The sequence below is a fragment of the Pseudomonas laurylsulfativorans genome (assembly GCF_002906155.1).
GTDB classification, from domain to species: Bacteria; Pseudomonadota; Gammaproteobacteria; order Pseudomonadales; family Pseudomonadaceae; genus Aquipseudomonas; species Aquipseudomonas laurylsulfativorans.
Window position 1 is genome coordinate 161,609 of record NZ_MUJK01000004.1, and the last position, 17,407, is coordinate 179,015.

12 protein-coding genes and 2 tRNA genes are annotated in these 17,407 nt (G+C 57.8%); 9 read left to right on the plus strand and 5 right to left on the minus strand.

The features are described 5' to 3' along the window. Positions 1 to 24: 24 nt before the first annotated feature. The 9 genes from B0D71_RS14715 (at position 25) to B0D71_RS14755 (ending at position 10,217) form a co-directional block, all read left to right on the plus strand. Positions 25 to 109: transfer RNA gene (locus B0D71_RS14715), tRNA-Leu, on the plus strand. Positions 110 to 186: 77 nt separating this feature from the next. Then, positions 187 to 262: transfer RNA gene (locus tag B0D71_RS14720), tRNA-His, on the plus strand. 385 nt (positions 263 to 647) lie between these two features. Further along, a complete protein-coding gene (tig, locus tag B0D71_RS14725; RefSeq protein ID WP_103395410.1) occupies positions 648 to 1,958 on the plus strand; it encodes a trigger factor in 1,311 nt (436 codons plus the stop codon). A 93-nt stretch (positions 1,959 to 2,051) separates the two neighbouring features. Then, positions 2,052 to 2,687, plus strand: a complete 636-nt coding sequence (gene clpP / locus B0D71_RS14730; protein WP_085725884.1) for an ATP-dependent Clp endopeptidase proteolytic subunit ClpP — start codon at positions 2,052 to 2,054, stop codon at positions 2,685 to 2,687. Positions 2,688 to 2,799: 112 nt separating this feature from the next. Further along, positions 2,800 to 4,083 (plus strand): ATP-dependent Clp protease ATP-binding subunit ClpX, encoded by a 1,284-nt coding sequence (clpX, locus tag B0D71_RS14735; RefSeq protein ID WP_007982210.1) that lies wholly within the window; start codon positions 2,800 to 2,802, stop codon positions 4,081 to 4,083. A 161-nt stretch (positions 4,084 to 4,244) separates the two neighbouring features. After that, the gene (gene lon / locus B0D71_RS14740) at positions 4,245 to 6,641 is read left to right on the plus strand and encodes an endopeptidase La (RefSeq protein ID WP_103395411.1); all 2,397 of its coding nucleotides are present in this window, start codon (positions 4,245 to 4,247) and stop codon (positions 6,639 to 6,641) included. Positions 6,642 to 6,790: 149 nt separating this feature from the next. After that, positions 6,791 to 7,063 carry an HU family DNA-binding protein gene (locus tag B0D71_RS14745; RefSeq protein ID WP_002552737.1) on the plus strand — a complete coding sequence of 91 codons (273 nt, stop codon included), beginning with the start codon at positions 6,791 to 6,793 and terminating at the stop codon, positions 7,061 to 7,063. A 233-nt stretch (positions 7,064 to 7,296) separates the two neighbouring features. After that, a complete protein-coding gene (locus tag B0D71_RS14750) occupies positions 7,297 to 9,168 on the plus strand; it encodes a SurA N-terminal domain-containing protein (RefSeq protein WP_103395412.1) in 1,872 nt (623 codons plus the stop codon). Between the two features lie 203 nt (positions 9,169 to 9,371). Then, positions 9,372 to 10,217 carry a DUF2242 domain-containing protein gene (locus B0D71_RS14755; protein WP_103395413.1) on the plus strand — a complete coding sequence of 282 codons (846 nt, stop codon included), beginning with the start codon at positions 9,372 to 9,374 and terminating at the stop codon, positions 10,215 to 10,217. A 342-nt stretch (positions 10,218 to 10,559) separates the two neighbouring features. On the opposite strand, the gene B0D71_RS14760 is transcribed toward B0D71_RS14755, so the two are convergent. The 5 genes from B0D71_RS14760 to B0D71_RS14780 form a co-directional block, all read right to left on the minus strand. After that, positions 10,560 to 11,600, minus strand: coding sequence for an AraC family transcriptional regulator (locus tag B0D71_RS14760; RefSeq protein WP_103395414.1), 1,041 nt, complete (start codon positions 11,598 to 11,600; stop codon positions 10,560 to 10,562). A gap of 3 nt (positions 11,601 to 11,603) precedes the next feature. Beyond that, positions 11,604 to 12,734: a carbon-nitrogen hydrolase family protein gene (locus B0D71_RS14765; protein ID WP_103395415.1), complete on the minus strand. Its 1,131-nt coding sequence runs from the start codon at positions 12,732 to 12,734 to the stop codon at positions 11,604 to 11,606. Between the two features lie 245 nt (positions 12,735 to 12,979). Then, positions 12,980 to 14,308, minus strand: a complete 1,329-nt coding sequence (locus tag B0D71_RS14770) for a TolC family outer membrane protein (protein WP_103395416.1) — start codon at positions 14,306 to 14,308, stop codon at positions 12,980 to 12,982. Between the two features lies 1 nt (position 14,309). Further along, the gene (locus tag B0D71_RS14775) at positions 14,310 to 15,650 is read right to left on the minus strand and encodes an HlyD family type I secretion periplasmic adaptor subunit (protein WP_103395417.1); all 1,341 of its coding nucleotides are present in this window, start codon (positions 15,648 to 15,650) and stop codon (positions 14,310 to 14,312) included. A gap of 6 nt (positions 15,651 to 15,656) precedes the next feature. Further along, positions 15,657 to 17,393, minus strand: coding sequence for a type I secretion system permease/ATPase (locus B0D71_RS14780; RefSeq protein WP_103395418.1), 1,737 nt, complete (start codon positions 17,391 to 17,393; stop codon positions 15,657 to 15,659). Positions 17,394 to 17,407 lie beyond the last annotated feature (14 nt).

Genomic DNA, 17,407 nt, shown 5'->3' on the forward strand with positions numbered 1-17,407 from the left:
GCCTTTGCTTTAAAAGCTTCATCCGCGGATGTGGTGGAATTGGTAGACACACTGGATTTAGGTTCCAGCGCCGCGAGGCGTAAGAGTTCGAGTCTCTTCATCCGCACCAAATAAAGCTTCACTCAGGTTATTGGCCTGGCTGGAGCTTCATAAAGAAGTTGTTTGGCTTCTTTAACAGGCAATATGGTGGGCGTAGCTCAGTTGGTAGAGCACGGGATTGTGACTCCCGTTGTCGTGGGTTCGATCCCCATCGTCCACCCCATATTTCGAAAGGCGCCAGATTGAAAAGTCTGGCGCCTTTTTTGTTTCAGCGACCGCAGGTTCCGGGTCGCAGGGGTAGGGCGTTTCGTCGTATTTATGTTTCTCGATGATGCCGTCCTGTCCGCCGGCCTTGCTTGCGAGATCGGCTGTCAGGGAGATGATTGGCGACCTCTTCTATATACGAAGGGTTGGCGCAGAGCCCTGGCGTGATTGGTTGTATTTGCCATCGGGGCGAGGTGCATTCGTGCATTCGCACCTATAAATTGCCCGCTGCTTTTTTACCCGTTTTCAGTAGGGTGACTTCTTGAGTTTGACCCACTAGAATGCATGCCCTTGATTCTGGGGTCGGAAACGGCCGGCTAACGTCTGTGCAACGAGGAATATCCATGCAAGTTTCTGTTGAAAATACTACTGCTCTTGAGCGCCGCATGAGCGTCACCGTGCCGGCTGAGCGCATCGAGAGCCAGGTCAACAAGCGTCTGCAGCAGACCGCCCAAAAGGCCAAGATTGCTGGCTTCCGTCCAGGCAAAGTGCCAATGAGCGAAATCAAGCGCCGTTTCGGTGCTGACGCTCGCCAGGAAGCTGTAGGCGATGTGATCCAGTCTTCCTTCTATGAAGCTGTGGTTGAGCAGAAGCTGAACCCGGCTGGTTCGCCGTCGATCGAGCCTAAATCCCTGGAAGCGGGCAAGGACCTGGAATACGTAGCCGTATTCGAAGTGTTCCCAGAGTTCACCGTTGCCGGCTTCGACGGTATCACCGTTGAGCGCCTGAGCGCTGACGTGGCTGATGCCGATCTGGACAAGATGCTGGAAATCCTGCGCAAGCAGAACACCCGTTTCGAAGTGGCTGATCGCGCTGCCCAGAACGAAGATCAGTTGAACATCGACTTCGTCGGCAAGGTTGACGGTGAAGTGTTCGCTGGCGGTTCCGCCAAGGGTACTCAGCTGGTTCTGGGTTCCGGCCGCATGATCCCTGGTTTCGAAGATGGCCTGGTTGGCGCTAAAGCCGGTGAAGAGCGCGTTCTGAACCTGACTTTCCCAGAGGACTATCAGAACCTGGACCTGGCTGGCAAAACCGCCGAGTTCACCGTGACCGTCAACACTGTTTCCGAGCCAAAGCTGCCAGAACTGACCGAAGAATTCTTCGCTCAATTCGGCATCAAGGAAACCGGTCTGGAAGGCTTCCGCGCTGAAGTTCGCAAGAACATGGAGCGCGAGTTGCGTCAGGCGATCAAGTCCAAGGTCAAGAATCAGGTAATGGATGGTCTGCTGGCCACCAACCCGATCGAAGTGCCAAAAGCTCTGCTGTCCAACGAAGTTGATCGTCTGCGCGTGCAGGCTGTTCAGCAGTTCGGCGGCAACATCAAGCCTGACCAACTGCCGGCCGAGCTGTTCGAAGAGCAAGCCAAGCGTCGCGTAGTACTGGGTCTGATCGTGGCTGAAGTGGTCAAGCAATTCGACCTGAAGCCTGACGAAGCCCGCGTTCGCGAGATGATTCAGGAAATGGCTTCGGCCTACCAGGAGCCTGAGCAAGTTGTGTCCTGGTACTACAAAAACGACCAGCAACTGAACGAAGTTCGTTCGGTTGTGCTGGAAGAGCAAGTTGTGGATACTGTTCTGCAGAAAGCTAGCGTGACCGACAAATCGGTCTCTTACGAAGAAGCGGTCAAGCCGGTAGAAGCACCACAAGCCGACTGATCACTTTTGCGGTAAGAAGCAAACACCATAAGCCAGCCTTCGTGCTGGCTTATGCGTATTCAAGACATAACTATTTGGGAGTGACTGCAGAGCATGTTCCGTAATTCGTATATTCAGCAGAACTCAGATATCCAGGCCGCAGGTGGCCTGGTCCCGATGGTTGTCGAGCAGTCCGCTCGTGGCGAGCGCGCCTACGACATCTACTCGCGCCTGCTCAAGGAGCGAGTGATCTTTCTGGTTGGTCCGGTAGAGGACTACATGGCCAACCTGATCTGTGCGCAACTGCTGTTCCTTGAAGCGGAAAACCCGGACAAGGACATCCATCTCTATATCAACTCCCCGGGCGGTTCGGTGACGGCGGGCATGTCGATCTACGACACCATGCAGTTCATCAAACCCAACGTGTCGACCACCTGTATCGGTCAGGCGTGCAGCATGGGCGCATTCCTGCTGACGGCTGGTGCCCAAGGCAAGCGTTACTGCCTGCCTAACTCGCGTGTGATGATTCACCAGCCGCTGGGCGGTTTCCAGGGGCAGGCGTCGGATATCGAAATCCATGCCAAGGAAATCCTCTTCATCCGTGAGCGTCTCAACACGCTGATGGCCAAGCACAGCGGGCGCACTCTTGAAGAAATCGAGCGTGACACCAACCGCGACAATTTCATGAGTGCGGACGCCGCGCGTGAGTACGGGTTGATCGACGAAGTGATCAGCCAGCGCCCTGTTTAAAATAAGCAGCTCAAAATAGGGTTGGTCGGCGGGTCCGATCACCAGCGGGCTTGAAAAAGCCCGCAATAGCCTTCATCTTGTGTTGCAAGCCTATCGGATTTGGATCGAACGAATGACTGACACCCGCAACGGCGAGGACAACGGCAAGCTGCTCTATTGCTCCTTCTGTGGCAAAAGCCAGCATGAAGTACGCAAATTGATTGCCGGCCCCTCGGTCTTTATCTGCGACGAGTGCGTCGACCTGTGCAACGACATCATCCGCGAGGAGGTGCAGGAAGCACAGGCCGAAAGCAGCGCGCATAAATTGCCTTCGCCTAAAGAAATCAGCGGCATCCTTGACCAGTATGTGATTGGTCAGGAGCGTGCGAAAAAGGTTCTGGCCGTAGCGGTGTACAACCACTACAAGCGCCTTAACCAGCGCGACAAAAAGAATGACGACGTCGAACTCGGCAAGAGCAACATTTTGCTGATCGGCCCGACAGGCTCGGGTAAGACCCTGCTTGCCGAAACACTGGCCCGCTTGTTGAACGTTCCATTCACCATCGCTGACGCAACCACCCTCACCGAGGCGGGTTACGTGGGTGAAGATGTCGAGAACATCATTCAGAAGCTGCTGCAGAAATGCGATTACGACGTAGAAAAAGCCCAGATGGGCATTGTCTATATCGATGAAATCGACAAGATTTCGCGCAAGTCTGACAACCCGTCGATCACCCGGGATGTTTCCGGTGAAGGCGTGCAGCAGGCCTTGCTCAAGTTGATCGAAGGCACGGTCGCTTCCGTTCCGCCTCAAGGTGGCCGCAAGCATCCGCAGCAGGAATTCCTGCAGGTCGACACCCGTAACATCCTGTTCATCTGCGGTGGTGCGTTCTCTGGTCTGGAAAAGGTTATTCAAAACCGTTCCACCAAGGGCGGCATCGGCTTCAACGCGGAAGTACGCAGCAAGGAAGAAGGCAAGAAAGTCGGTGAATCCCTGCGTGAAGTCGAGCCTGACGATTTGGTCAAGTTTGGTCTGATCCCGGAATTCGTCGGTCGTCTGCCAGTCCTCGCGACGCTGGACGAGCTTGACGAGGCTGCGTTGATGCAGATCCTCACCGAGCCGAAAAATGCTCTGACCAAGCAGTATGCCAAGCTGTTCGAGATGGAAGGCGTTGATCTGGAATTCCGTTCCGACGCTCTGAAGTCGGTCGCCAAGCGTGCCCTGGAGCGTAAAACCGGTGCCCGTGGCCTGCGTTCGATTCTCGAAGGTGTATTGCTCGACACTATGTATGAAATCCCCTCTCAATCGGAGGTGAGTAAAGTAGTGATCGATGAAAGCGTGATAGAAGGCAAGTCCAAGCCACTGTATATCTACGAAAACAGTGAGCCGACCGCCAAGGCCGCGCCAGACGCTTAAGCGTCACGCAGCTTGAACAAAGAAGGGGCCTTCGGGCCCCTTTTCTTTTAGTGCGTTTTAACACTGTCTTTGCGCTTGTTTTTTTTGAAGGCAGCCCCCATCTTGGTTTCAAGCTTACTTCCATCTGTTTACGGCCTTACGGCCGCCGTAGAGGCGAAATCATGAAGACAACCATCGAATTGCCTCTCCTGCCATTGCGTGATGTAGTTGTGTATCCGCACATGGTTATCCCGCTGTTCGTGGGGCGCGAGAAATCCATCGAAGCCCTCGAGGCTGCGATGACGGGCGACAAGCAGATTTTACTGCTGGCCCAGAGAAACCCGGCTGACGACGATCCCGGTGAAGACGCCCTGTATCGCGTTGGTACAATTGCCACTGTTCTGCAACTGCTCAAGCTGCCTGACGGAACGGTCAAGGTTCTGGTCGAAGGCGAGCAGCGGGGCGCCGTGGAGCGCTTCAGCGAAGTGGACGGCCACTGCCGTGCCGAAGTCTCCCTGATCGACGAAGTCGACGCGCCGGAGCGCGAGTCGGAAGTATTCGTTCGCAGCTTGCTGTCTCAGTTCGAGCAATACGTGCAGTTGGGCAAGAAAGTCCCGGCTGAAGTCCTGTCGTCGCTCAACAGCATCGATGAGCCAGGTCGCCTGGTGGACACCATGGCCGCGCACATGGCCCTGAAGATCGAACAGAAACAGGAAATCCTTGAAATCATCGATTTGTCGGCCCGGGTCGAGCACGTCCTCGCGTTGCTGGATGCCGAGATCGATCTGCTGCAAGTTGAAAAGCGCATTCGCGGCCGTGTCAAAAAGCAAATGGAGCGCAGTCAGCGCGAGTACTACTTGAATGAGCAGATGAAGGCCATTCAGAAAGAGCTCGGCGACAGCGACGAAGGTCACAATGAAGTCGAAGACCTGAAAAAGCGTATCGATGCCGCTGGTCTGCCAAAAGACGCGCTGGCCAAGGCGACAGCCGAACTGAACAAGCTCAAGCAAATGTCGCCGATGTCCGCGGAAGCGACTGTGGTGCGTTCGTACATCGACTGGCTGGTTCAGGTGCCGTGGAAGGCCCAGAGCAAAGTGCGCCTGGATCTGGCGCGAGCAGAAGATATTCTGGATGCAGACCACTACGGCTTGGAAGAAGTCAAAGAGCGCATCCTCGAATACCTCGCCGTGCAAAAACGCGTGAAGAAAATTCGGGGGCCGGTGTTGTGCCTGGTCGGTCCTCCAGGGGTGGGTAAAACGTCCCTGGCTGAGTCGATTGCTCACGCCACCAACCGCAAGTTCGTGCGCATGGCCCTCGGTGGCGTGCGTGATGAAGCGGAAATTCGTGGTCATCGCCGTACTTACATCGGTTCGATGCCAGGAAGATTGATTCAAAAGATGACAAAAGTGGGTGTTCGCAATCCGCTGTTCCTGCTCGATGAAATCGACAAAATGGGCAGCGACATGCGCGGTGATCCGGCATCGGCGTTGCTGGAAGTGCTCGATCCCGAGCAGAACCACAACTTCAACGATCACTATCTGGAAGTCGATTACGACCTGTCCGATGTGATGTTCCTGTGCACCTCGAACTCGATGAACATCCCGCCTGCGTTGCTGGACCGGATGGAAGTGATCCGTCTGCCGGGTTACACCGAAGACGAGAAGATCAACATCGCCGTCAAATACCTTTCGCCAAAGCAGATCACGGCCAACGGCCTGAAGAAAGGCGAGCTGGAATTTGACGCAGAGGCGATCCGCGACATCATCCGCTACTACACCCGTGAAGCCGGTGTGCGTGGGCTGGAGCGTCAGATTGCCAAGGTTTGCCGCAAGGCTGTCAAGGAGCATGCGCTGGAAAAACGCTTCTCGGTGAAGGTCACCGCAGACATGCTGGAGCACTTCCTGGGCGTGCGCAAATTCCGCTACGGGCTGGCCGAGCAGCAGGATCAGATCGGTCAGGTGACCGGGCTGGCGTGGACTCAGGTGGGCGGCGAGCTGCTGACCATTGAAGCCGCTGTGGTGCCGGGCAAGGGCCAGTTGATCAAGACCGGTTCCCTGGGTGACGTGATGGTCGAGTCGATCACCGCTGCCTTGACCGTAGTTCGTAGCCGGGCGAAAAGCCTGGGCATTCCCCTGGACTTCCATGAGAAGCGCGACACGCATATCCATATGCCGGAAGGGGCGACCCCGAAAGATGGTCCTAGCGCCGGTGTGGGCATGTGCACGGCCCTGGTTTCGGCATTGACCGGCATTCCGGTACGCGCGGATGTGGCCATGACCGGTGAAATCACTTTGCGTGGTCAGGTACTGGCGATCGGCGGTTTGAAAGAAAAACTGCTCGCAGCACACCGTGGCGGAATCAAGACGGTGATCATTCCTGAAGAGAATGTGCGCGATCTCAAAGAGATTCCGGACAATATCAAGCAGGATCTACAGATTAAACCGGTTAAATGGATTGACGAGGTCCTGCAAATTGCGTTGCAATACGCGCCGGAGCCCTTGCCGGACGTGGCTCCGGAGATAGTCGCGAAGGATGAGAAACGCGACGCAGATTCTAAGGAAAGAATTAGCACGCATTAGTACGTATTTGCCTGGGGGGCTTTCTTGACAGCTTTTTAGAGCCCTTGTTATAAAGCGGCTCTTAAGTGTCTGTAGGCCATTCAGCACTCGTTTTTGCTTTCATCAAAAAAACTTAGAATCATACTCAAATAGATATAAGGGGACTTAGAGTGAACAAGTCGGAACTGATTGATGCTATCGCTGCATCCGCTGATATCCCGAAAGCTGCTGCTGGCCGTGCGCTGGACGCTGTAATCGAATCCGTCACTGGCGCTCTCAAGGCTGGCGACTCTGTTGTTCTGGTTGGTTTCGGTACTTTCTCCGTAACTGATCGCCCAGCTCGCATTGGTCGTAACCCACAGACCGGTAAGACGCTGGAAATCGCAGCAGCCAAAAAACCAGGTTTCAAAGCCGGTAAAGCACTGAAAGAAGCTGTCAACTAAGTTCGATTCAGGTTTTTACCCATCCGGGTCGGGGTCATGCCTGACTTGGCAGCGGAGCGGCAGTCCTGACTGCAGGTCGCCGGTTCAAGACACCGAGGGTCGCCAGTTCGAACCCTCGATCCGCTCCGCCAGTTACGAGAAGGCGCATCCTCGGATGCGCCTTTCTTCTATCCGGATTCTACCCACGCTCCACGGTTGCCTAATTTTGAAGTTCAACCGTTTCTGGGGGACGCATGCTGCAGAATATCAGGGACAATTCACAAGGCTGGATTGCCAAGACTATTATCGGGGTCATCGTTGCACTGATGGCCTTGACCGGTTTCGACGCCATTTTTCAGGCCACGACGAGCAAGAATGAAGCGGCGAAGGTCAATGGTGAAGAAATCAGCCAGAACGAGCTGAGCCAGGCGGTCGATATGCAACGCCGTCAGCTCATGCAACAGCTGGGCAAGGATTTCGATGCTTCCTTGCTGGATGAAAAAATGTTGCGCGAATCGGCTCTCAAGGGCCTGATCGATCGCAAACTGCTGCTGCAAGGCGCAGAAAAATCGAAGTTCGCTTTTTCCGAAGCAGCGCTTGATCAGGTCATCCTGCAAACACCAGAGTTTCAGGTTGATGGCAAGTTCAGCTCCGAGCGTTTTGACCAGGTGATTCGTCAACTCGGCTATAGCCGCATGCAATTCCGCCAGATGCTGGCTCAGGAAATGCTGATCGGTCAGCTGCGTGCCGGCCTGGCAGGTAGCGGTTTCGTGACCGATGCACAGGTACTGGCGTTTGCCCGTCTGGAAAAACAGACCCGCGATTTCGCCTCCCTGAACATCAAGGTCGACCCGGCAGCCTTGAAGCTGACCGACGATGAGGTCAAGGCCTATTACGACGAACATGCCAAGGAATTCATGACGCCGGATCAGGTGGTCATCGATTACCTTGAGCTGAAGAAGGCCTCCTTCTTCGACCAGGTCAGCGTCAACGACGAAGACCTGCAGGCGGCTTATCAGAAAGAAATCGCGAACCTGTCCGAGCAACGCCGGGCTGCGCACATTCTGATTGAAGTGAACGACAAGACCACCGAGGCGCAAGCCAAGGCGAAGATCGAAGAGATCCAGGCCCGTCTGGCCAAGGGCGAGAAGTTCGAGGCTCTGGCCAAGGAGTTCTCCCAGGATCCGGGTTCGGCGAACAACGGTGGTGACCTGGGTTATGCCGGTCCTGGCGTCTACGACCCAGCGTTCGAAAAAGCCCTGTATTCGTTGGCCCAAGACCAGGTTTCGGGACCGATTCGCACTGACTTCGGTTTCCACCTGATCAAGCTGTTGGGTGTGGAAGCACCAGAAGTGCCAACGTTCGCCAGTCTGAAAGACAAGCTGACCCGCGGTCTGAAGACCCAGCAGGTCGAGCAACGTTTCGTTGAGGCGAGCAAGCAACTGGAAGACGCCTCGTTCGAAGCGTCCGATCTGGCCCAGCCTGCTCAGGACCTGAAACTGACCGTGCACACGTCCAAGCCGTTTGGCCGTGAAGGCGGTGAGGGTATTGCGGCCAATCGTGCCGTGATCACTGCCGCGTTCAGCCCGGAAGTCCTGGATGAGGGCGCGAACAGCACCGCCATCGAGTTGGATCCGGAAACCGTGGTCGTCTTGCGAGCCAAGGAGCACCTGAAGCCTTCGCAACTGCCGCTGGAAAGCGTCTCTGCCGCGATTCGTGTGCAATTGGCCAAGGAGCACGCCAGTGCTGATGCCAAGACCAAGGCTGAAGCCCTGATTGCCAGCCTGCGCAATGGCAAGACCCCGCTGGACCAGGCGGTCGATGGTCAGGCCTGGAAAGTCACTGAAGCTGCGACTCGCGCTCAGGAAGGGGTTGACCCTGCGGTGCTGCAAGCGCTGTTCCGCATGGCGAAGCCGGCGGCCAAGGACAAGCCGACCTTCACCAGCGTAACGCTGGCGGATGGCAGCCTGATGATCGTGCGCCTCAATGGCGTGAACGAAGCAGCGGCGCCGACCGAAGAAGAGAAAGCACAGTACCGTCGCTACCTCGCTTCGCGCATCGGCCAGCAAGACTTTGCGGCGTATCGCAAGCAGCTGGAAAGCCAGGCGGACATCAAGAAATACTGATGCCTGAATAGGTTTAGCGCTGCACAGGAGACCCCGGCCGAAACGCCGGGGTCTTTTTGTTTGGCCGTACGTCATTTGCCGCGGTGACGTTTGCCCAAAACCGGGGTCAATCAGCCTGTAACTGTTTTAAGACACGATCGATGCTCCGCTAAGCATCGATCTGTTGCACAATATGCCCCGAACCGTTTTCCTCAGGATGTTCAATGTTTAAATCATTTCCCATGCGGGTAGTCGGGCTGGCTGCCGTGCTTGCCACTGCGGCTGGTTGTTCATCGAACAAAACCGCCATCTATGAGCATGAGAATTTCGACGATTCCGGAACCTTTTCCCGCAACTATCCGGTTACCGATACCCAGAGCTGTGAAGCCGCCCGTCGTGCCTTGCTCAGCCAGGGTTACATCATCACCAGCAACGATTCGAAGCTGGTGAGCGGTCACAAGAGCTTCCAGCAGACCGGCGAGAACCACATGGAGATCAGCTTCAGTGTGGTCTGTACCGATGACGGCAGTGAGGGGCATCACGCGACTGTGTTTGCCAACGCCCTGCAGGATCGTTATGCACTGAAGAAAACCAACAACTCCGCCAGTCTCGGTGTGGGTGTGCTGGGCTCGGTGTCGATGCCGATCGGCTCTTCTGATGACTCGATGGTCAAGGTTGCCAGCGAAACCGTATCGTCTGCCAAGTTCTACGAACGCTTCTTCGCCCTGGTGGAGCTGTTCCTGCCGCCGGAAGCGAAAAAAGCTGCGCACATCACCGAAAAACCGAAAACAGACCTGGGCATGCCTGAAGCCAAGGCAGCTGTGGCACCACTGGCACCTGCCCCGGCGGAAGCACCCGCTATCGAGCCAGCAGTCTCTGCACCTGCACCCGCCGAAGCGATGCCTGTCTCCTCCGAGCCGGTTGCCCCGCCTCCAGAAGCAGCACCGATCACACCCGCCGAGAGTGTCGCGCCCGTACTGTCCCCGGAAATCGTCACGCCACCGTCGAACCCGACTGACTTGCCACCACCGAGCGAACCCATTCCGGTGATGCCCGTCTCCGGCCAGTGAGGGTGGCACCACAGGCTCGGGTCAGATGATCCAAGCCTGTGGTCACTCCAATGATTGACCCGCATCAAGCAAGTCCACCGTTCTGCGATTTCCCGCTAGAAAACCAATGATAAATTCCTGACCAACTGCTACGTTTTATTCAGTAGCGACGGAGTGTCGTGTCCGCGTCATTTTTCTTTCACGCGGGCACTTTATGCTCAGTGAATTGGTCATGTGTTGAGACGTTTTTCAATCAGGTTGGGGGATTCAGAAATGGACGATTATCAAGAAGAGCTGCTCGAGTACCAGGCTTTCGAACTGGATCCACTGGAGCCGGCGGAAGACGCTACCGAGTTGTAAGCATCAAGCGGATTGGCGATGGCTGCGGCGAAATTCGCCGGGTGTCTGCCCGTTCCAGCGTTTGAATGCGCGTTGAAACGCTTCGGCTGAGGCGAAGCCCAGCAGGTAAGCGATCTCTCCAAACGCCAGTTCTGTGTCGCGTATGTAAGTCATGGCCAGGTCGCGGCGGGTGTCGTTGAGAATCGCACGAAATTGTGTGCCTTCTTCAACGAGCTTGCGGCGCAAGGTCCAGGTGGGCAGCTTCAGGCGTGCCGCCACCTCCTGAAGGTCGGGTTCCCGGCCGCCATTGAGCAACGGTCCCAGCAGCGCAATGATGCGTTCACGCAGGCTTCGGGTTCGTGTCAGTTGCTCCAGCTCCTGCTCACACAGTTGCAGCAAATGCCGCCAGGTGCTCGGGCAATGCTCGGGGTTGCGTTGGGCGAGGCTTGCCAGGCTCAAGCGCAGTTGATTGCGTTCGCTGCCAAACTGAATCGGACAGTCACCCAAAACGTCATAGGCTGCGCGGTAACCGGGTTCTTCGAATTCGATCTCGATACGTTCGGCGCGCAGCGGGGCAGGGCTGACACTGGATAACTGCTGCAACCAGCCGGCGATGATCGAATCGACCACGAAGCGGTTGTAGGCGTTATAGGGGCTGATCGAATAGAAACGCAGCCAGGCGCCCTGAGGGTCTTCGTGAAAGCTTGATTGACCCCGATAATTTGAACCATACAAGGCTTCGAAGCGAATCAGGCAGCGCGCGGCTTCACGCACTGTCGGTGCCTGGGCGGCCGTGACCCCGGCCAGGCCTGCCTGGCTCAGGCGACTGAGCTGACCCATGCGCAAGCCGAGGGCCGGGTTGTCGGTCAGCTGAATGGCGCTGTGGCCCAGGCGCATGTAGCGCGGTATCGACAGGCGGGCACCGGCTTCGCTCAGGCGCGCGACATCAAGACCGTATTGATCGAGCAGTGGCTGCGGATCGACGCCATGACTGCGCACGGCATCGGCCAGGCTATGAACAAAGCCCACCGACAGATCGCCGAGGCGCATCGGCTGCGGTTTCATGGCTTACAACCAGAGGTTCAGCAAACGCGCACCCTGGGCGCTGCTGTCGGCAAAGTGCTGGCCGTTGCGGCTGAGGAAGCTGTGCCCGGCGCTGCCCTGATCCCAGAACTGACCCCGCAGGAACACACTCATGCCAGCGACAGCCTGACTGGCCGGTATTCGGGTCGTGAGGGTCAGGCGCTGCCAAGCCTGGCCTTCACTGACTTCTCCAGGCTTCAAGTTAACCGAGGCTGGCTCTGATGAACCCCTGTAGCCATGCCACGGCTGATCCCAGGTGCCACGGCCGGCAACAAAGGCTGGTACCGCAACCAGTTGTACGCTCTGGTCGTTGAGCTTGAGGTAGTTTTCCGGGTACCAGCTGTCGTGGCCGATCAATACGCCCAACCTTCCTGCGGGAGTATCAACGACGTTGAGCGAGTGCTCGCCGTTTGCCTTGATCCCGTTCTGTTCTGCGAAGAACGGGTGCATCTGGCGCTGGGGCTGGCCGATCGGCTGGCCATCGTTGTTGAACACTACACTGCTGTTGTACAGCGCACCGCGGCCGATTTTCAAGGTGCCGTCGATGATGCTCGGTTCGGGCAGAACGATGGAGCCGGCGACCAACGTCACGTGGAATTCCCTGGCCAGCCCTCCGAACAATGCCTGGTAATCTCTGGCCATGGCCTTGGCTTTCATGCGCAGATGGGCATCGTCCAGACGGTTGCCACCTTCGGCGCTGATCAACGCCTTGGCGAACTTCAGGGGATTGCTCACCGCCAGCCAGTTCATGGCCTCCTTGAGGGTGCTGGCCTGGTACAACTCATCCTTCTCGCCGCTGACCATCAGCCAGGTACCGACGTGTTCCGGCAATACGACGACAGTCTTGCCGTTCAACAACCCCTGGTCCTGGGCTGCTTGCAGATAGGCCGCGAGCTTGCGGTGTAAACGCTCGGGGCTTTGATAATCGGTAGGAAACAGTTCAGGCTGAATGCCCAGGAGATTGCCACGATCGGCCGGTGTACCCTGGTCGACCGCCAGGTCGATCCGCAGGTCCGAAAGATAATGGCCCACCGGCCGGTCCGCAGCCCACATCGCGTAGGTCGTGAGGCTGGCGAGCAATGCCATGGAGAATGTCAGGTACAAAAGTTTGCGCATGGGGAAACAGTTTACAGGCTGGAGCCGGGCGTGGCTTTTGATTTGGAACCGGATCGAGCATAAAGGGAATCAAGGGCTTGGTGGGCAAATTTCAACGCTGACGTATTTTTTGGCTGGAGGTCACACGGACCCTTGTAGGAGCGAGCTTGCTCGCGATGGACGTCAACGATAACGCGTGTGAACTGGATAAACGCGGCGCACTTGAGTCCATCGCCGGCAAGCCGGCTCCTACAGGTATTGCGTTACTACTTGGTGACCAGCAGTTCCGGGCCGAGGTAGTTGTTGATCTGGTCGATATCGTCATCGCCCAGGCTGCCCACCGAAGAGGCCAGGCGCAGGCGCGACATCAGATAGCGCAACTTGGCATCGAACAGATCGTGGCGTGCAACGAAGAGCAGCTCTTCGGCATTGAGGACGTCGGAGTTGGTGCTGGTGCCGCCCTCCTTGAAGCCCTTGCGTGTCGAAAGCAGTGAGCGTTCGTTTGACGCTACGGCCTTCTCCAGTGCGCGAATGCGTTTGGCGCCGCTCAGAATGCCTTGATACTCACGGGTGGTTCCGGTGATGACTTCCTGTCGCGCGGCGTCAAGTTCATCCAAAGCCTTGTCGCTATTGGCACTGGCCTGGCGTGTCAGAGCGCTGACGCCGCCACCGCTGTACAACGGAATATTGACTTCCAGCCCGACCGAGCCGTAGTGGTTGCGTTGATTCAACTCGGAAAGCGACTGGCTCTCACCCGCGGTGTAGCCGGCGATGAAATCCAGTGTTGGCCAGTGGCCTGCGCTGTTGCGCTTGACTTCCTCTTCGGCGAGGTCGCGGCTGTAGCGGCGTGCAATGATCAGCGGGCTATCGGCCTGGGCCTTGACCAGCCAGTCCTGCAGGTTGCTTGGTAGCAGCGGTGGTGTATCGAAGGTCGGACGCAAGGTGGTCAGCGATTCTGGGGTTTCACCGATGTATTCCTCGAGCTTGCGGCGCGCGTTGACCAGATTGTCCTGTGCTTCGATCAGTTCGGCTTCGGCGAGGTCGCGGCGAGCGGTCGACTCGTCGATGTCGGTGACGGTGCCAGCCCCCAGTTCCATGCGCCGTTTTGCCGAGGCGAGTTGCTCATCGAAGGCGGTCAGCTTGGACTTGGCCAGGGTGATGGTTTCGCTGGCCAGGAGCACATCGAAATAACTTTCGGCCAGGCGCACCGCAGCGTCCTGGCTCTTGGCATCGAATACCGCATTGCTGTAGTCGGCACGCTGCTGACCCTGGCGGTACTCGGCCATTTTCTGTTTGTTGAACAGCGGCTGACGCAGGCGCACGTTGGCGCCTTTGGAGTCGTAGTGGAGATCATTGTCGATGTTGTTCTGGCTCTGGGAGCCATTGACCTTGTTGTTGTAGGCCGAGGCATTGATCTGCGGTAGCAGACCGGCCTTGCCGATGGCGCGGTTTTCGCCGCCGGCTTGTTTTTCATGCACGGCGGCCTTGTAGATAGGGCCCTGGTACTGCAACAGATCCCAGGCTTGCTTGAGGTCCATGGCGTTGGCCGGCAGGGCCAACCCCAGCAGGCAGAAAAGCAGGCAATGACGGTCCATTTCATTGTTCCTTGAATGAGCTGTCCACACGTTCGAGCATTGGTTTAAGAAGATAGCTCATCATGTTGCGTTCGCCGGTCTTGATGGTGACGCTGGCGGGCATGCCGGGGCGAATGTGATTGCTGCCAAGCAGGCTCATGCCGTCGGGCGTGACTTCCACCTGGGCCAGATAGAACGGTTGCTTGCTTTCCTCGTCCATCAGGCGATCGGCGGAGATGGTCTTCACGCGGCCGGGGATGTTGGGCGTCTTGGCATGGTTGAAGGCCGGGAAGGAAATGTCCACGGGCAGGCCGGGGACCATCTTGTCGATGGCCTGCACGGGAATCATCGCGTCGACCTGCAGCGGTTGGTCGAGGGGAACGATTTCCATGATCTTGAAGCCGGGCTGAATGACCCCGCCGACGGTGGCAATGCTCAGTCCCTGGACCATGCCGTCGATCGGCGACCGAATCACCGTGTGGGTCACTTCATAGTCGAGTGCGCGCAAGCGGTCGGCCAGTGTGGTGTTTTCCTTGGCGGTTTCAGTCAGCTGCGATTCGACTTCCTTCAGGTAATCGTGCTGGCGCTGCAGGATGCGCAGCTTGATTTCGGTGGTCTGGCTACGTATACGGGCGATGTTGTTGAGGTTCTCGGCCTGGCCGGCGGAGAGGTCGGCGTTGCTGCGCTCCAGTTCGAGCAGGCGGTTGCGTGGCACATAGCCTTCGGCCGACAGCACGCGGGTGCCTTGCAGTTCCTGATTGAGGAAGTTGATCTGCGAGGCGCGGGCGGCATAGACCTGCTGCAGGCCCTTTTGTTGCACTGCCGATGCCGCCAGGTTCTCCTGCAGAATGCTGATTTCGCCAGCGAGACCGGCACGGCGGGTGTCCAGCAGGCGCTGCTGCAGGTCCATGGCGGCCTCCAGGCGGTGATCACCCTTGAAGCGATTGAGCAGATCGGGATCGTAGGTCACCACATCGCGACCGTCCCGTTCCGCTTCCAGGCGGTTTTCCACGGTCTTGCTGACGATGTACTGGGCGCTGATCGCACCCTGTTCGGAAGCGGCACGCAATGAGTCGAGACGAACCACCTCCTGACCTTTTGTCACGAGATCGCCTTCGCGAACGAGAATGGCCTCCACGGTACCGCCGCTCAGATGCTGTACGGCTTTGCGATTGCTGGTGACTTTGACCGTGCCGGTCGCGACCACGCCGGCATCCAGCGGCGCCAGCCAGGACCACAGCAGGAAGCCACCGAAGCCGGCGAGCACCAGCCACACGCCCCACCGTGCGGGTTTGCCGACGTCCAGGTCGACGACGCTGCGCGGATCGGCAGGAATCATTTCGGTGTGTTGGCTCATTTGCATGATCGATCACTCCCGTGCTTTGACGGAGGCCAGCGGAGTCGACGCGCCTGCAGGCATCACACTGGCCTTGCGCAGCGCTGCGAATACTTCATCGCGCGTGCCAAGCATCTGCACGCCGCCGTCACGCAGCATCAGCACCTTATCGACGGCGCAGAGTACGTTGGGACGGTGGGAAATCAGAATGACGGTGGCGCCACGGGCCTTGAGTTCGGCCAGTGCATCGACCAGGGCCTTTTCGCCGACATCATCAAGGTTAGCGTTCGGCTCATCCAGCACGATCAGGTTGGGTTCGCCATACAACGCGCGAGCCAAGGCGATGCGTTGCTTCTGGCCACCGGAAAGCGGGCTGCCGTCGGTGCCAAGACGGGTGTCATAACCCTGCGGAAAACGCAGGATCATCTCGTGCACGCCAGTGATCTTGGCTGCGCGGATGACCGCTTCGCTGTCCACTTCGCCAAAGCGCGCAATGTTGTCGGCGATGTTGCCCTCGAACAGCTCCACGTCCTGTGGCAGGTAGCCGATCCAGGGGCCAAGTTCGCCCTTGTTCCAGGTGAATATGTCCGCGCCGTCCAGGCGTACCTTGCCGGCCTGCGTCGGCCAGACGCCAACCAGCAGGCGGGCGAGGGTGGATTTGCCCGAAGCGGATGGGCCGATAATGCCAAGGCTTTCGCCGGGAACAAGGCTGAAGCCCACGCCGCGCAGTATCGTGTTGTTGGTACCTGGGGCGCCGGCATACACATTCTCCACCGCCAGCATGCCCTGCGGCCGCTGCAGCGACATGCTCGGTGGCCGGCGCGGATAATCAGCCAACATCTCATTGAGCCGGCCCCAGGCCGAACGGCAGCCCAGCAGTTGCTTCCACGACGCGATGACCTGTTCCACCGGGCCCAGTGCGCGGCCGGTGAGGATCGAGCAGGCAATCATCATCCCCGGGGTGATCTTGCCTTCGATCGCCAGCAGCGCGCCGGCACCGAGGATCAGTGACTGCAGCGTGATACGCACGAAGCGCCCGGTGCTGCTGATCAAGGCCGCGCGGTCGGAGGCCAGGGTCTGCATTTCCAGGATGCGCAAATGGCTCATGTACCAGCGCTTGCTGATCGACGGCAGCATGCCCATGGCCTCGATGACCTCGGCATTGCGCAGGTTGTTGTTGGCGTATTGGGCGGAGGACATGGCGGCCTGATTGGCTTCGGCCAGCGGCTTCTGCGTCGCCTTTTCAGTCAGATACGCCAGGCCCATCAGAATCAGCGAGCCGACCAGCGTGAGCAGTCCGAGCAATGGGTGGATCAGATAGGCGACCAGCAGGTAGATCGGCGTCCACGGTGCATCGAAGAAAGCGAACAGGGAATTGCCGGTGACGAACTGACGAACCTGGGCGAGGTCTTGCAGAGCCTGGGCCGGATTGCCGCCGGCGCGGCTCAGGTTGCGCTCGAATGCTGCGTTGAAAACGCGCCGGTTGAGATCCATGTCGAGGCAGTTGCCGACCCGGATCAGAACACGGGTGCGGATCATCTCCAGCGTGGACATCAGCAGGAACAGACCCACTACCAGCACAGTCAGCATTGTCAGCGTCGTGACGTTGCGACTGACCAAGGCTCGATCATAGACCTGCAGCATATAAATAGCTGGCGTCAACATCATGACGTTTATGACGCCGCTGAACGCTGCCAGCGAGTAAAAGCTGCGGCGCATGCGAAAAAGGGCATCGGCCAATTCGGAACGGATGCTCGACTGCTTCGGCATGGTGATCCTCCCAC

Bases quoted from the DNA above. Each gene is read 5' to 3' on its own strand.
- B0D71_RS14755 (WP_103395413.1), top strand. From the start codon at position 9,372: ATGTTTAAATCATTTCCCATGCGGGTAGTCGGGCTGGCTGCCGTGCTT.
- tig (WP_103395410.1), top strand. From the start codon at position 648: ATGCAAGTTTCTGTTGAAAATACTACTGCTCTTGAGCGCCGCATGAGC.
- B0D71_RS14780 (WP_103395418.1), bottom strand. From the start codon at position 17,393: ATGCCGAAGCAGTCGAGCATCCGTTCCGAATTGGCCGATGCCCTTTTT.
- B0D71_RS14775 (WP_103395417.1), bottom strand. From the start codon at position 15,650: ATGCAAATGAGCCAACACACCGAAATGATTCCTGCCGATCCGCGCAGC.
- clpP (WP_085725884.1), top strand. From the start codon at position 2,052: ATGTTCCGTAATTCGTATATTCAGCAGAACTCAGATATCCAGGCCGCA.
- B0D71_RS14765 (WP_103395415.1), bottom strand. From the start codon at position 12,734: ATGCGCAAACTTTTGTACCTGACATTCTCCATGGCATTGCTCGCCAGC.
- B0D71_RS14770 (WP_103395416.1), bottom strand. From the start codon at position 14,308: ATGGACCGTCATTGCCTGCTTTTCTGCCTGCTGGGGTTGGCCCTGCCG.
- B0D71_RS14760 (WP_103395414.1), bottom strand. From the start codon at position 11,600: ATGAAACCGCAGCCGATGCGCCTCGGCGATCTGTCGGTGGGCTTTGTT.
- B0D71_RS14750 (WP_103395412.1), top strand. From the start codon at position 7,297: ATGCTGCAGAATATCAGGGACAATTCACAAGGCTGGATTGCCAAGACT.
- clpX (WP_007982210.1), top strand. From the start codon at position 2,800: ATGACTGACACCCGCAACGGCGAGGACAACGGCAAGCTGCTCTATTGC.
- lon (WP_103395411.1), top strand. From the start codon at position 4,245: ATGAAGACAACCATCGAATTGCCTCTCCTGCCATTGCGTGATGTAGTT.